Here is a 14,973-nt window from a genome sequence, read left to right as displayed (position 1 = left end):
AATTGAGCAAACGGCTTCGCTCAGTCCGGGTAAATTTTGCGATCGAGGTAATCGGTGGTGAAGGCTCCAAACTGGGTTGGATCGACGAGGTTGATCAGGGTGTAGCGGCAGACGGCGCAAAGCTCGATGTGCCGGTTGTGGTCCGTGTGGTGCCGCATCATGCACTGGGCCGCCGGGTGGTAAATACCGCCGTGGTTCCGCGCACCCCCCGAGTACAGGCCAATGATTTCCCGCTCCCGTTTGGAACAGCAGGGGACCAGCCGGCTCGGAATCTCCGTACCGGATCCGGTATCGATCACCTCCCGGGTTTCTGGATCGGCGTTGAACGGAAACGAATGAACCAACAGGTGATCCAGCACCGGTTTGGCAATGATTTCCTTGTGGGGATAGTCGTGCGAGCGTTGCCCCTCCGGCATGTCGATGGGCTGATAAACGATCAGATCGTCGTTGGACGTCTTTGTTTTCAGGAAATCCGGGAAGTCGGCCGGAATAGTCAGCACGAGCTGGTTGGCGGATGCGTTGACGCTGGAAATGGTCAGCAAGGGCGAAATGGCCTTTTGCTCGATCTCGCCGGTGGCCGAGCGAAAGGTCGTGAAAATCGGTCCCGGACGGCTATCCTGACCGATTCGAATGGTTTGACCCGGCTGACACAAAACCGCTTTTCCGCTTTCCAGCGTCAGATCCAGGGTAACGGTCTGCCGGGTAGGCCCAAAACCGACCACTTTTTCAATCGTCACACGTTCCTGCGCCGGATCAACCGACTGGACGGTGGTGTCGCCCAAAAACTCCGAAGGAACCGGGTCCGGATGTAAGACCAGACTAATGGAAACCGGGGGGCTGCCAGTCGTTTCCGAAATCCGATAGGCAAAACCGTCTTTCTTCCGTTTTCGCAGAAAAACCGCATTGCCTGCGGCAAATTGAGCCGCCTGGTTCCGTTGCAGCGTGAGGGTGAGCGTCGATGCGGTCGCCGAAACGGCCGTCACCATCCCGCATTTCTGCATGAGGTGATACCGCCATTTGATGCGGTACGGATTGAGAAGCGGGGTGCCGTCCGTCCCCAGAATTTTCAGATCGGCTTTGGCCTGCAGATTACTGTAATTGTCCAGACTGGCCCCGTCGCCGTCGTAGTTGGCGAATGCCCAGCCAACAACGTCCGGATGGTTGACCGGTTTTTTTCTGAAGGAATCCGAAGGGGGCGATTCGCCGTATTCGTCACCCAACCCGAAAGAATGGCAAATCTCGTGAGTGATGGTTCCTTTCAGGCCGGGAGGAATTTTGAAGGGCATCGTGACGGGTTCGATGGAAACGCGGTTATGCGTCAGGTCGCCGGTTAGTTCATCAAAATCCTGACTGCCGATGTTCGAGAACATGTATCCATCCTCGTTCTGCGCCCGCCCGCGCTTGAAGGCCGTCAAAATGACGACGTTATCCCAATCTTTACCCTGCGGCAGCGTTGGTTCCGGCGTCGACTGGGGCGATTTGATGAACGTTCGACCCACCGGGTTGTTGGCGGCATCCCGCAAACCATAGAAAAAATCGTCCAGATAATCCCGGTGCGTCCGTTTGGCATCCAGGTTTATCATGTTGTAATCGTCGTCGTACCGGGCCGCCGTGTAATCATTGACCCTGACGCCCAGCGCCGTGTCGGGAACTTCGGGCAGGCGTCGTTCCGCGTACGATTTCCACTCTTCGATCAATTCCGTACAGTTCTCGATTAAATCATCGACCTGATTGTCGGTCAGGTTGGTGGTGGCTTTCCATTTCTCGGCGAGCAGTTCGTCGGGGCTGTTGCCTTCGAAGCGCGCGGGCAATCCGACAAAATACAGCAGGTGATTGATCGTCCAGTCTGAGACAGACAGGTTGACCGGTTTTTCGATGAACGGAATCGTCGTTCCTTCCAACTGAACCAGGTTGATGGAATTGGTTTCTTCCGTGACCCGCTGTTCGCCGAAGGTTGCAAGGCCGGGTTCGCGCGAGGGAATGAAAACCATCCAGTAATTGACGGACCCTTTCAACAGGTTAAACGGCGAGGTGATTTTTTTACTGACCAGATCGTACACGTAATCGGCGATCAGCGATTTGAACTCGAACTCCTGGTCGTCGGTGAAGCCTTCGGACAAAAACAACAGGTTGGGAACGGTGTCCAGTTTCGAAAAACCGGGTCCGAAGCCCGTGGCCACCAGTTCGGCGCGCAGGGACGTCGCGTGGGTCAGCATTTCGGAGATCACCACGTCGGCCCGGGCTGGTGGCAAGGTGGTTCCGTTGAATGATACTTCGGCTGAAATGCGGTGGGTGCCCGACAGATTCTGCGGCCGGAGGGTGTCGAATCCCGGACCAATAAAACCGGGGGTGTCGGAATCCCAGGCGACGGTAATCGGCGGACTGATGTTGTACCGAAAACCGGAACCGTGATTTCCCTGAAACAGAGAATTACCAATTTTGGCAATGCAGCCGTCGTCGAAGCGGGCGTAGAGTTCGGCGCGGTAATACAGCCCCTGATAAATCGTGAGCGGGTTGGGCGTTAACCAGACTTCGGCGATCGACGTGTGAATGTGAATGCGTAAAGCGGTTTCGTTCCTTAAATCGTCGTCCGGGCTGGGCGTGCCGAGCGTGTCGATGACCTGCGCGAAGACGTAAAAATTGCGGATGCGGTTTTCGGCCAGCGTCGGTTCGGCCGCGTCGAGTTGGATCAGGCAGTCGGGTTTGCGCGGATCGGCGACGGGATTTGAAATATGAATGCCAAAATCAGCGGCTTTGGCTTCGTCAAAACTGAACCGAAACCGGTATTGGTGGGTTGGATGGGCGTCGATGTACGGGCCGGGATAGCTATCGCCGATCTTCAGCAAATCGACAAACGGGCTGTTGTCAGCTGCTCGCAGCCCGTCGCTGATGAGCTGAAACGACTGCCCCCGCAGCAAATGAACGTCGTAAGGGGGCGTAAACCGGATGAAGGGAACGGCCATAACTCACGATGGATAAATTTTCCGACTCATGTAATCGTCATCAAAAGCGCCAAACCGGTTGGGGTCGATCAGATTGACCAGCGTGTAGCGGCAGACAGCGCAGAGCTCGGTGTATTTTTCACCGACGTATTGATGACGCATTAGACAAAAAGGCGTGGGGTGATAAATGCTGCCGTGGTATTTTTTGCCCCCGCTGTATAAGCCAACGATTTGTTTTTTATTGCGTGAACAGCACGGCACAAGCTGGCTTGGAATGCGGGTATTCGATCCTTCCACGACAATTTCCCGGTTTTGGTCGTCGGAATTGAATGGGAAGGGGTTATCCTTCAAATGAAAGAGAACGGGTTTCGCGATCAGTTCGGCGTGGGAATACTCCGGCGTCCGCTCGTCAGCGGGCAGTTCGACCGGTTTGTAGACGATCATCACTTCCCGTTCGTCGATCGTTTGCAAATAATCGATAAGGGTTTCATCGGACGGAACGGACAGCGTCATGGTCTGGTCTCCCATATTGACATCCGTCACCGTCAGCAGGGGCGAAACGGCTCGCGTAAAATCGTTAGGATCTGTCCGGAAAATCGTGTGAACTGGGTTGGTGCTTTGGGTTTCGATAAAAACCGTCTGCCCGACGCTCAGGGCATTGACGCTGCCGGGCTGGAGGGTTACCGTCAGGGTGGTCGATGTCCGGGCCGAACGAATCGTCACCTGGTCGTTGGGTACATCGACCGCCGTAATCTGAGCCCGGCCAAAAAACCGGGAGGAAATCCAGGTCGGATGAACAATGGTATTTTCCACGAACGGATTGACGTCGGTTGAGGAAACCAATAGGTAAATGTCCTTTCTTCGTTGGCGTTTCCGGAGAAAAACCGTGGTCCCGGCCGAAAACCGCGACAATTGCACCTGATCCTGCAGGGTGAGGGAAATGGTATTCTGGTTAACGGCAATCGTGGAAACCAGCCCGCATTTCTGAATTCGGTGGTACCGCCATTTGATCTTGAGTGCATCAATTGCGCTGTTGGCGTTCGACGGATTTTTGCGCAGATCTTTTTTCGCCTGAAGGTTCGCGTAAATATCCAGCACGGAGGGCTGCGAGGGATAAATAGCAAAATCCCAGGTAATGTCATCGACCGGTTTTTTGTTGAATTTTTTCGGCGGGCTTGTGGCGTATTCGTCACCTAGTCCGAACGAATGACACAGTTCGTGCGTCAACGTAGCCTTTAACGCATTCGACATTTGCAACGGCATTTCGGTGGGAGCCACCGACATTCGTAAATCCGTCAGTTTGCCCGCCATGATCAGCTGGTCCAGTTCGACGACCTGAGCGAACATATTTCCGTTGATATTCTGGGCGGTTCCCTGCTGGGCAGCCGTCAAAATGACGACGTTATCCCAGTCCCGGCCCGGATTTTCGTTGTCGTCGAGAATAAACCGGGGGCCGATCCGGGTTTCCGGGTTCGATGGTTCGGCGCGGGTGCGGAGGTTCCGGAAGAAACGATCCAAGTCTCCGCGCTGAATCCGTTTGCCGTCGAAATTGATCCTATTGAAATCCCCGTCGTGCTCAGCCGCCGTGTGGTTATTTACGGTAATCCCGAAAGCCGTATCGACCGCGTCGGGAAGCCGCCGGTCGGCGTAACGCTGCCATTCCCGGACGAGGGTTTTGTCAGTTTCCAGGTGATCGAGCTGCCCGCTGGTCAGCAGGGTGGTTTCGCGCCATTTTTCAATAATCTGACTGAAAACCGCTGCGTCGTTGGGGTCGCCTTCCGCCCGAACGGGCAAACCTACTTTGTAAAACAGGTTTCGGATGGTCCATTCCGACACATCGCGGTTCCCCGGATCAATCGGTTCGTCGAATTCAACGCCGAAAATTTCCTCGAAGCTATTGGGTTTGGTTCGTTTTTCGACGCACAGTTCGCCCCGATACGTAGCCCCGCTTTGCCGGGAAGGGACAAAAACCATCCAGAAATTGATCGATTTCTTCAGCAGATCGAAGGGCGAGGTGATTTTTTTATTCACCAGATCGCTGACGTACTCCAGCACAAAAATCTTGAAGTCGTATTCCTGTTCGTCCGTAAAACCATCCGACAAAAAAAGAATATTAGTCGCCGTTTCCAGCCCTTTCAGGCCGGGTCCCTGGCTGGTGGCTACCGGTTCGGCGCGCAGGGGAGATGATTCGGTCAGGTTTTCCGAGAAAATCACTTCGGCCTGGTTTTCAAACGTCTGCCCCCAGCGAACGCTGACGGTGATGCGGTGCGTACCGGTTTGATTCGTGGCACTGATGGTGCCGTCGTCTTCATCAATGAGGTCGGTCGTGGGCGAACTCCACCGAATGGCGGGCCGGGGCTCGATGTGGTACAACACCTCGTCGCCGTTATCCCCCCTGAAAACCGTTCCGATTTCGGCCACCACCTGATCGTCGTACCGCGCCCGCAGATAGGGCGAGCAATCGACGCGGTTATAAACCGTAATCGGGTTGGGTGTAATCCAGACCTCCTCCATTTTGTTGTGGATGTGAATCCGGAGGCTTATTTCAATCTCTTCTTCATCGTCTTCCACCTTCGCGAAAAGGTAAAAATTCCGAATGCGGTTTTTGGGGTCAGCCGGTTCGCCATCAAGCAGCGTGATGACCAGGTACGACAGGTCGGGATCCGAAAAGTTGGAGCGCGTGATCTCGATGGCGAAGGTAGCCGCATCTGCTTCTTCAAAACTGAATCGAAAGCTGCAACGGATCTCCGGATGATCGGTGATGTAGTCGAAAACCGGTTCTTCGTTCAGCTCCAGCAGGCTGTATTCGTCTTCTTCGTCGACAATTTTAATGACCTGACCCCGGAGCAGGTGAATGTCGTAACACGGATTGAATGCGACTGAAGGGACCGACATAGCAAAACGGTTTTGGAACGCCGATGAAGGTAACCATTTCGCCAATAGACTCTTACCGAAATTTAGGGAACGGTTATCCGGAACTTTTGGGTTCCAGCAGGGGGAGGGCCACGGTAAAATACGAACTGTCGGAAGTTACAATGGGATCGCTTTGGGCCAGCAGGCGGTATTTGGCCATAATGTTGGTCAGTCCAACCTGGTTGGACGCCACCCGACCGGTTTTTTGCTGAAGGTTGTTCCGTACCAGCAACCGGCCCACCTGCGTGGTTTTGATCTCGATCAGCAACGGTTTATTGGCGTGAATGACGTTATGTTTGACGGCATTCTCGACCAGCATCTGAAGGGTCAGCGGGGGGAGCTGGTAGCTCAGGTAGGGTTCGGCCACCGACACTTCCAGGGTAATCCCGGAACCGTAACGAGTTTTGAGCAAGTGGAAGTACGACTGAATGAAGGTCAGTTCGGTGGCCAGTGTCGTCAGTTCACCTTCGTTCGTCTGGAGCAAATACCGGTACACTTTCGACATTTCGTCGACAAACTCTTCGGCGCGCGCCGGTTCGTCGGCAATCAGCGAGGAAAGGGAGTTGAGGCTGTTGAACAGAAAATGTGGGTTGACCTGACTTTTCAGGCTTTCGTACTGACTTTGCAGGTTGACTTTTTTCAACTGCTCTTTCTCCATCGTGTTTTCCCGCCAGCGGTTCAGCGAATACACACTCTCGTCGATGCCCACCGATACCAGATTGGCTGCCAGATTAAGTAAGAGGATCTGACCGGTCGAACCCGGATCGTGGTGGTACCCGAACAGGTGGAACGTATCATACAGAAAAATCCCGCCCAGAATAAAAAAAGGCGTGATCAGAATGAAAACCAGCAATAGTCGCCAGACCCGCTGCCAGGTCTGGCCGAGGTTCGGATACCGGCGAACTACCCATTGCGTCAATTGATCGAGCGTAAATAAACAACCACTGGCAATGACCAGATTTAACAGGGTTGCCCAGATGAACGTTCCGGGATGTGTGAGGTACCGGTCGCCGATTACCCAGTAGGAAATGAGCGGAATAAACCACGGAAAAAGCAGCAGAAAGTGCCACTGGCTTTGTTTCCGTAAGCGCGGAAAACGACGAAAAAAGGGTAAAATGGCCGACTTCATACTCCGATCGTGTGCGCTCAATATAACTGCATGGGTTTCCAAAAACACGAACTTTCGGAATTGATTGTCTAAATCGTGTCCTGAATTGCAAAGAACACCGTTTAAATTGTAAACTGGAGACAAACCCGGGTTATTTGGGTTGAATCGGCTGGGAAACCAGTAACGGAATCGATACACCGAATTGCGTAGCCGTTTCTTCGACCTGCACTTCTTCACGACTCAACTGCCGGTATTTGACCATCAAATCAGCTAGTTTGGATTGGGAGATATCCATTTTAACGGCTTTCCGCTGCACATTATTCCGAACGTTCAACCGCCCGCTCGATGTTGTTTCAATCACGACGAACAATGGTTTAGTCGGACTCATCGCGTTGAATTTGACCGCGTTATCCAGTAGTGACTGGAGGGTTAGTGGGGGTAGGAGGTGATCCAGATAAGCCGCATCGACCGACTGTTCGATGCGGAAACTGGCCCCGTAGCGGGTTTGCAACAGGCTGGCGTAGTTGGCGATAAAGTCCAGCTCGGTTTGTAGGCTCACCAGTTCACGGGTGTTGGCTTGCAGCAGATACCGGTAGACTTTCGAAAGGCGGTCGACAAACTCTTCGGCCAGTTGCTGGTCCTCGCCGATCAGGGAGGAAAGCGACGTGAGGCTGTTGAAGAGAAAATGCGGATTGATTTTCATTTTCAGTGTGTCGAGTTGGTGTTGCAGCGTGGCCTGGCGCAGAAGCTCGTTTTCGGTCTGATCGCGGTGCCACTGGTTGTAGGTGTAAAAAACGTTCAGGGCAACGCAGAAACACAAGTCGAAAATCAGCCCGAGAATTAGAATCGGGCGAATGGCATTCCAGGTGAACACCACACCGAGGGAAGGAAAAAGGCTGTACGTAAAGACGTCCAGAACCGCTAAGGCAATGGTTAGCGTACCCACTGCCGTGAGCATGACGAGTGTTCGGAGGGTGGCCCGCTGGGCATCCGGGAACCGGGCAATGACGCCCCGAACGGCGAGTGTCAGGGCAATGACGGAGATCCAGTAGAGCACACAAACCACCGCTGTTCCCAGCAAGAACACCCGCCAATCGCTAAAATACCGCGGACCAACGAAGTAATAATTGCCGATCGGGAACAGAACCGGCATCATCAGAATGTGGTACCACAGCTCCCAGCGGGAGAAAAAGGTTGTCAATCGTCGGTAAAACGTTTGATTCATTCGCCTTGCAGTCAGAGTTTGCCGATCGATCCGGAAAATCCGTTAAAGGTACATTTTTTAAAATGATGATTCAATCCTGAGTCGGAAAGGCGTATAAAGACTTTTGAGTTGCTGAGCCGAAAGCCGGTGAAAAGAGTTCGACGGGAAAGTTGACTTTTTTTTCAAATTTGGGGCATCTTTGCACCCATTTGTTTTGCATCAGTCTATTCCCATGACCTTTCAATCCCAAACCGCTATTGTAACGGGGGCAGGCATTGGCATCGGTTTTGCCATTGCGCGCCAGCTTGCCCGCCAGGGTGCTTCTGTTTTACTCAATGACCTCGATGAAAAGGTAGCCCAACAGGCGGCCGACCGCATCCGGCAGGAGGGAGGCCGCTGTCTGGCGCTTGCGGGTGACGTATCCGATGTTGCCTTTATTCAGAAAATGGTCGATAAAACCGTGGCTGAATTTGGCAAATTGACCATCGTCGTTGCTAACGCGGGCATCACCATTTTTGGCGATTTCTTCGATTACCAGCCCGAAGCGTTTCAGAAAGTTGTTGACCTGAACTTACGCGGAAGTTTCTTCTTGACCCAACTGGCGGCCCGGCACATGCGCGACCAGAACGAAGGGGGCAGTATTTTGCTGATGTCGTCGGTAACAGGTCATCAGGCGCATCCGGGCCTGGCGGCTTACAGCATGACGAAAGCCGCCCTGGAAATGCTGGCGAAAAACCTCGTGCTCGACCTCTCTCCCTACGGTATTAACATCAACGCCGTTGCTCCCGGCGCCACCCAAACGGAACGGACACTGGACGATCCGACCTACGTACCCATCTGGTCGCGCATTACACCGATGGGACGCCCGGCCACGGTGGAGGATATTTCCAATGCCGCTTTGTTCTTGGTGGCTCCCCAATCCCGACACATTACCGGGCAAAGCCTGGTTGTCGATGGGGGCTGGACAGCCGTGAGCCCTCCGCCGGTTTAGCCCCGTAACGGCTTATTTTCGTCCCATTGTAATCAGGATAACACCGGATAAGATAATCAGGGCGGCCATAACGGAATTGATCGTCAGGCTTTCTCCAGCCAGCGCCCAGCCCAGGATCATGGCAACCACCGGATTCACGTACGCATAGGTGGAAACCAGGCTCGGCGACGCGTTGCGGGCCAGCCAGGCAAACGACGAAAAACCGATGATGGAACCGAAAATGATGAGGTAAATTAGTGCACCAATGGCTTTTGTGGGCGCATTACTGATGCTATCCAGGCTGACGTTTTCTGTCAGCATGCTGAATAGAAAAAGAACCCCACCGCCAATTAGCATCTGGATGGCGCTGGAAATCAGTTGAGAAGGTAAATGAAGCCGGGCAGATAAAAGCGTGCCAATTGCCCAGGCCACGTTGGCCACCATGATTAATCCGATTCCAATCCAGGTGTTGTGCATGGAAGAAACGTTCGCATCCGTTGGCTGAATCAGCAGCGACACCCCCACCAGTCCGACGGCTAAACCGGCTAGGGATAGGTTACTGGGACGTTTGTGATTAAAGCTAATCCAGTTAAACAAGATGATGAATAACGGTACGAGGGCAGCCAGCAGGGCAGCAATGCTTGACGGCACGTACTGGAGCGCCATCGACGTAGAACCGTTGGCAATTGTCAGCAACAGAAAGCCGATAATTCCGGCCGAAATCCATTGCTTTCTGGCTGGAACCGGGGTGCCGGTAAAACGGGCGTACAGGTATAAAATCAGGCCAGCGGTACTTAGCCGGATCGATGCCATGTACAGAGGAGGCATCTTTTCGGTCATGAAATGAACAAACAGGAAGGTTGATCCCCACAAAATATATACGGAGATTAAGGCCGACCAGAGTTTTAATCGAGATGGATGTGGTTTTTTAGCAAGTGCTGTATTCATAGTTCAAATTTCCCTGATTACTAGAGCAACACCAAAGAAATAGAAATATTTCCAGCAACAATTCTCAATATTTTTTAATGGAGGTGATTAATTTTAATAATGGATTAGAATCGAAATCCGGCAGACAACAGCAGAACGACAGCTCTAATTACGGCACAACTCCAGCTGAAGTGAGTCGGGAGCCTTTTCGATTACTGTAAATTGAACCGTGTTGTCGAACACCTGGCGATACCGATAAATGTACATGGCGAACAACGCATCGAACAGGCTCGGGTCGTTGGTGGTTTTTAGTCGTCGGAGTAATTCATTGACGTAAACCGTATCGTTCATACTGTGGGCGGAGAAATAGGGTTAGGATGCGTATTCATCATCAATCGAATCGAACCAGTTTTGCAGCGCGGGGTATTGCCCCAGCAATTCTTTAAAAATGGCGTCCGTCTGGTGATTGATATTTTGTAACGTAATCGTGTGTGCATTAAATCGCCCGAGCGATTGATCGGTTTCATTGGATAGCCGATGGGTGGTGGCGGGCAGATCCTGGAGTAATCCGGTAAGCGTGTGGACCAGTAATTCTTTCAGCGCTACCAGTTTTTGTAACGCATCCGGCGGTATCAGCAAGCGGTCGGTCTGGGTAAGCGTCAGATTTAAAAAATGATAATTTTGGTAAATTTCGTCGGCGGCTTTTCCCCATCTGGGCAATAAACCGGTATAATGGGCAATCGGATTGGATGGTTGCTGGTTACACATTCAGGGAACGAAGTTACAGTAAATGAATACAGTTATAGATTGGCTGAAAATGAGTTGAACGTTTCCTTCCCCATTTAGATGCATGATCGGTGAAAAAGTAACACCGGTTTTTGGAAGCTTATGAAATAAAATCGGCGCAAGCAGAATGGCGGTTTTTATACGGTACCCTGCCGGGTATCCTGTTCCTTTGCCAAAAGGTTTTCAACGCAGAACGGTTTTTAATGCATTCGGTTGTCAGACAGGGATTTGCAAAAAAACCGATGGGAGAGAACGGATTGATTACTGGCACTTCCGTTATATTGAAAGGCGCAACTGTGTCTGAAAACGATAGCACGGATTCAAGGTTACCCTGATGTTAATTCGTAGAATTAGAAAATCCGATTGCCGTTGATATGCGGTCGAACGAGGTTAGTAGCATAGACACCACGCTATAAATCGGGTAAAGATGCAACGTGGAAGAGGGGATACAAAAAAACCGCCCGACGTTTCAAGGCCGGGCGGTTTTGATTAAATCAATATGATTACAGGTCGGCTGCCGCTTTCCTGATTTCGTCTTTTGTTTTACCGGTTTTTTGCTGGAGTTTGCCCCACATTTCGTCTTCCTTTCCTTCCGCATACGTCAGATCGTCGTCGGTCAGATCGCCATAGGCTTGTTTGATTTTGCCTTTCAATTCGTTCCAGCCGCCTTTTATTGTTGTCTCGTTCATGATTGATAATTGTTATAACGTGAGTGTAAGTGATACAAACCGGATTTCTGTAAATCCTGATATTATAACCGTCTGGAGCAAAAAATGTTTGAAAACCGTATTTTATTTCGGGAACCGCTTTGGCTAGTTCACCCGGGTCCAGGTTTGGGTTTTGCCAAGAAGCGAGATGCCCACATACCCGCGCACATCGAGCGTATTGGGGTTTTTAAGTGTCATTTTGCAGCTATATTCTTTGCCGTCTTCGGGATTATAAATGCTGCCGTTTTCCCACACTTTGCCGCCATCATACACAAAGCCCTGCATCACGTCCAATCCCATCAACGGGCGGCTTCGCAGGTTGGCCTGATTGTTTTTTAAGTCCGTTTTGGGTTTACCCGTCGAGGGTTCTGTGGGCTCGCGCAGCCAGACGAGTTTGCCAAAATAGTGATCGCCCTTTTTGTAAATCTGAATGTGGCCCCGCTTGGTACCATTAAGCCAGGTGCCCAAAACGGCATCCGGATTATTTTGGGGGGTAAAGGCAGTGAGCGAACTGAATAGAAGGCAAAAAACGGCAATCAAACGAAACGATTTCATTGTCTTTTTTAATGGGTTGATGAAAGTAAGCAATTCAGTATTAACTAAACGTGAAAATTTAAAAAAAATGGATACGACCGGCCTTCGCACTATTACAGAAACAGCTCGATAGTTGCGGATGTATTGCCATTCGTAACCAAGGCTTTACATTTACAGAAAATTTGCCGTTTACTGCCAGTTCGTCCGGCTGAATCATTCCACTATGATAAAATTAGATCCAAACAGAACCTATCCGCACGAAACGGAGTCGCGTACAATTGTCCGTTTTCAGGATTGTGATCCGTTGCAGCACCTCAACAACGCCAAATACTTCGATTATTATTTCAACGCACGGGAAGATCAGGTCGCCACGCAGTATAACTTCAGTCCGGCACAGTTGTTTCGCGAGTACAAAACCAGTTGGGTGGTTTACCAGCATCAGATTGCCTATGTGCGTCCGGCGATGGTCAATGAATGGATTCGGATCGTGTCCCGCATCGTCTATTTCAACGAAGATACACTCGTAACGGAGTATTACATGACCGACGATTCGGGGAAACAATTGAAAAATGTCCTTTGGATGACCTCAAAATACGTCAGTGTTGTCACCGGACGGCGGATTCCGCACGATCCGGAAGTCATGGCGTTCCTGAGCGCCATCTGCATGCGCGACGTTGATTTCCATAATCTGAATTTTAACGATCGCATCCGGCAGATCAAAGACGAGCTGCTGGTGGAAGGGGTTCAGGGTGACTAACAGGAGGAAAGCCAACGAGTGAATAGGGTGGAATGCGTGGCTTTTGTGGTGCATTCCGCCCTATTTTTTTTTAATAATAAACCTCCGTTTTGTTGTTTTCCAGCTCTTTGATCAGGCTGCTGGACACGGTTTTATCCTCACTCACGGGATTCCCCCGAACATAAAGCCTTTTGAGCGTGTGGAGCTGGGTAAGATTCGTGGGAAGATCAGTCAAGCGGTTGTGACTTAGATCAAGTTCTTCCAGGTAAGGCAGCGACATCACCGGATCGGGAATGGTGCGGAAAACATTGTGACTAATCCCCAAAATTCGTAGATAATAAAGTTTCTGAAAGCTGGCCGGCAAATTGCCCAGAAAATTATGGTGGGTATACAAAACCTGAAGCTTCCGCAATCGGCCCAGGTTGCGTGGAAGTTCGTTGAGTTTGTTGTTGGAAATCGCCAGTTGCTGCAACCGTTTTAGCTTGCAGAGCCGTTCCGGCAAGACGCGTAAATTGTTGTGGTAGAGGTCCAGTACCTCCAGGCGTTTCAGCCGACGGATGGCATTGGGGATTTCATTTAATTTGGCTTCGTAAAGATTCAGGTCTTTAAGTCGGCGCATCCGGCGCAGGGGCGCGGTCGTTAAGCCACCCGAAAAATCATTCCGTCCCACCCAAAGACTTTCCAGGCGCCGGTTTTTGGCGACGGATTTCGGAATGGCGGTTATTTTCGTCGATTGAATATTCAGGATTTTCAGGTGTTTATTGCGACTCCCCTGCAACCCTTCATTGCCCAGCGGATTACCGGAAACATTGAGCTGACTTAACTTCGGAATCGTAAACACTTTTTCGGAAATTACGCTGATGTTATTGGTGCTCAAATCAAGTATTTCCAGATTCGGAAACCGGTAGATTACCTCCGGGACTTCCGTTAACTCCAGTGTGTTCAGGACCAGGTGCCTGACCGTATCCGGGCGGGCGGTTTTTTCGGCTTCGGCAATCGTTGTCAGAATCCCCGGTCCCCGGCGCAATTTTCGTTTGGAAGGCAACTTACCGATGGCCAAACTGCTCGAGAATAGATACGGTTTATCACCCGCGATCGGAAAATGATAGGTTGAAAACCACTGGCAAAGAACGGGGTCGACGCGATTTTTTAGTCGGGCAATCGCCATACTGTCCGAGCGCAACCGGGTGATGTCGAAGCCAAACCGGTAATAAACCCGGTTGACGGAACCGTCGGGATTGGCGTAAAGACTAACCATCAGGTAACAGGTGGTATCCTGCAATATATTGGCCTGTTTCAACGCCTGATTGATGTCCCGCCCGAACTGGTTATTTAACTCCAATCGTTTCTTTTCACCCGGTTCCATGTCATCCTCCGTGCGAAAACCGGGTTTGCGGGTTCGGAAACCGGGGTCAACAATCTGATCAACCAGCGTATATTCCTTCGCCAGCTTTTTGGCCATAGCCGAATGCTGTGCTTCCGTGAGGCACACCGTTTGGGCGCAAATCTTTCCCGATAACAAAAGTAACGCAATGAAAAACAGGTATTTAGTCATAAAGTAGTGCCCGTTAACGTATAGCTTAGGTGAATAACGACAAATTTAGTTTAAAATACGCATTTCGGTACAGAAATATATTTAACATTTATTACGAATTGTTTCGTAGTAAATACTTGACTTCTACGAAACAATTCGTATATCTTTGTTACGAACAATTTCGTAGATAAGAACGGCAAGCCATATTAATTCAATTCGGACAGTAAACAATAGATCATGAAACCAACGGAATCTGAACTGGAAATTTTGCAAGTGCTCTGGGCGAACGGTCCCAGCACGGTGCGACAGGTAAATGAGCAGTTGAGCCAGGCGAAAGAGGTGGGGTATACTACCACCTTGAAATTAATGCAGATCATGCACGAGAAAGGGCTTCTCAGCCGGACCGAAGAAGGGCGTTATCACATCTATCAGGCCCTGATTGGAGAAGCCGAAACGCAGCAACATTTGCTCGATCGGTTTGTGGATACGGCTTTTCGGGGTTCGGCCATGAAACTGGTGATGCAGGCCTTGGGGAACAGCAAGGCAACTCCGCAGGAACTAGCAGCATTACAGCGACTCATTGATAATCTAAACCCGGAAAACAACTAAACT

Annotated in this window: 13 protein-coding genes; 3 read left to right on the top strand and 10 right to left on the bottom strand. The window is 51.1% G+C overall.

Annotation, left to right across the window (positions count from 1 at the left end):
- Nucleotides 1-20 precede the first annotated feature (20 nt).
- From EHT25_RS05485 to EHT25_RS05470, 4 genes are all read right to left on the bottom strand, one after another.
- A complete protein-coding gene (locus tag EHT25_RS05485; RefSeq protein ID WP_124871804.1) occupies nucleotides 21-2,963 on the bottom strand; it encodes a hypothetical protein in 2,943 nt (980 codons plus the stop codon).
- 3 nt (nucleotides 2,964-2,966) lie between these two features.
- Nucleotides 2,967-5,837 (bottom strand): hypothetical protein, encoded by a 2,871-nt coding sequence (locus EHT25_RS05480; RefSeq protein WP_124871802.1) that lies wholly within the window; start codon nucleotides 5,835-5,837, stop codon nucleotides 2,967-2,969.
- A 73-nt stretch (nucleotides 5,838-5,910) separates the two neighbouring features.
- A complete protein-coding gene (locus tag EHT25_RS05475; protein ID WP_229311443.1) occupies nucleotides 5,911-7,005 on the bottom strand; it encodes a sensor histidine kinase in 1,095 nt (364 codons plus the stop codon).
- A gap of 109 nt (nucleotides 7,006-7,114) precedes the next feature.
- Complete coding sequence (locus EHT25_RS05470; RefSeq protein ID WP_229311442.1) at nucleotides 7,115-8,188, bottom strand: sensor histidine kinase; 1,074 nt, start codon at nucleotides 8,186-8,188, stop codon at nucleotides 7,115-7,117.
- A gap of 211 nt (nucleotides 8,189-8,399) precedes the next feature.
- Here EHT25_RS05470 and EHT25_RS05465 point away from each other — a divergent pair, with 211 nt between their 5' ends.
- Nucleotides 8,400-9,158 (top strand): SDR family NAD(P)-dependent oxidoreductase, encoded by a 759-nt coding sequence (locus tag EHT25_RS05465; RefSeq protein ID WP_124871799.1) that lies wholly within the window; start codon nucleotides 8,400-8,402, stop codon nucleotides 9,156-9,158.
- A 12-nt stretch (nucleotides 9,159-9,170) separates the two neighbouring features.
- Here the strand turns inward: EHT25_RS05465 and EHT25_RS05460 are convergent, their stop codons facing one another.
- From EHT25_RS05460 to EHT25_RS05440, 5 genes are all read right to left on the bottom strand, one after another.
- Entirely contained in the window at nucleotides 9,171-10,085 is a 915-nt protein-coding gene (locus EHT25_RS05460; RefSeq protein WP_124871796.1) for an EamA family transporter, read from the bottom strand.
- 144 nt (nucleotides 10,086-10,229) lie between these two features.
- Nucleotides 10,230-10,415: a hypothetical protein gene (locus EHT25_RS05455; protein ID WP_124871793.1), complete on the bottom strand. Its 186-nt coding sequence runs from the start codon at nucleotides 10,413-10,415 to the stop codon at nucleotides 10,230-10,232.
- Between the two features lie 21 nt (nucleotides 10,416-10,436).
- Nucleotides 10,437-10,832, bottom strand: coding sequence for a hypothetical protein (locus EHT25_RS05450; protein ID WP_124871790.1), 396 nt, complete (start codon nucleotides 10,830-10,832; stop codon nucleotides 10,437-10,439).
- A gap of 521 nt (nucleotides 10,833-11,353) precedes the next feature.
- The gene (locus EHT25_RS05445; protein WP_124871787.1) at nucleotides 11,354-11,539 is read right to left on the bottom strand and encodes a CsbD family protein; all 186 of its coding nucleotides are present in this window, start codon (nucleotides 11,537-11,539) and stop codon (nucleotides 11,354-11,356) included.
- Between the two features lie 123 nt (nucleotides 11,540-11,662).
- Nucleotides 11,663-12,112, bottom strand: a complete 450-nt coding sequence (locus EHT25_RS05440; RefSeq protein WP_124871784.1) for a DUF2147 domain-containing protein — start codon at nucleotides 12,110-12,112, stop codon at nucleotides 11,663-11,665.
- A 202-nt stretch (nucleotides 12,113-12,314) separates the two neighbouring features.
- On the opposite strand from EHT25_RS05440, the gene EHT25_RS05435 reads away from it, so the two are divergent.
- Entirely contained in the window at nucleotides 12,315-12,848 is a 534-nt protein-coding gene (locus tag EHT25_RS05435; RefSeq protein WP_124871781.1) for an acyl-CoA thioesterase, read from the top strand.
- A gap of 70 nt (nucleotides 12,849-12,918) precedes the next feature.
- On the opposite strand, the gene EHT25_RS05430 is transcribed toward EHT25_RS05435, so the two are convergent.
- Complete coding sequence (locus EHT25_RS05430; protein WP_124871778.1) at nucleotides 12,919-14,382, bottom strand: leucine-rich repeat domain-containing protein; 1,464 nt, start codon at nucleotides 14,380-14,382, stop codon at nucleotides 12,919-12,921.
- Between the two features lie 216 nt (nucleotides 14,383-14,598).
- Between EHT25_RS05430 and EHT25_RS05425 the strand changes: the two genes are divergently transcribed.
- Nucleotides 14,599-14,970 (top strand): BlaI/MecI/CopY family transcriptional regulator, encoded by a 372-nt coding sequence (locus tag EHT25_RS05425; protein ID WP_124871775.1) that lies wholly within the window; start codon nucleotides 14,599-14,601, stop codon nucleotides 14,968-14,970.
- Nucleotides 14,971-14,973 lie beyond the last annotated feature (3 nt).

Source organism: Larkinella rosea (assembly GCF_003858635.1).
Lineage (GTDB): Bacteria > Bacteroidota > Bacteroidia > Cytophagales > Spirosomataceae > Larkinella > Larkinella rosea.
This window is presented reverse-complemented; position numbering and strand designations above follow the sequence as displayed.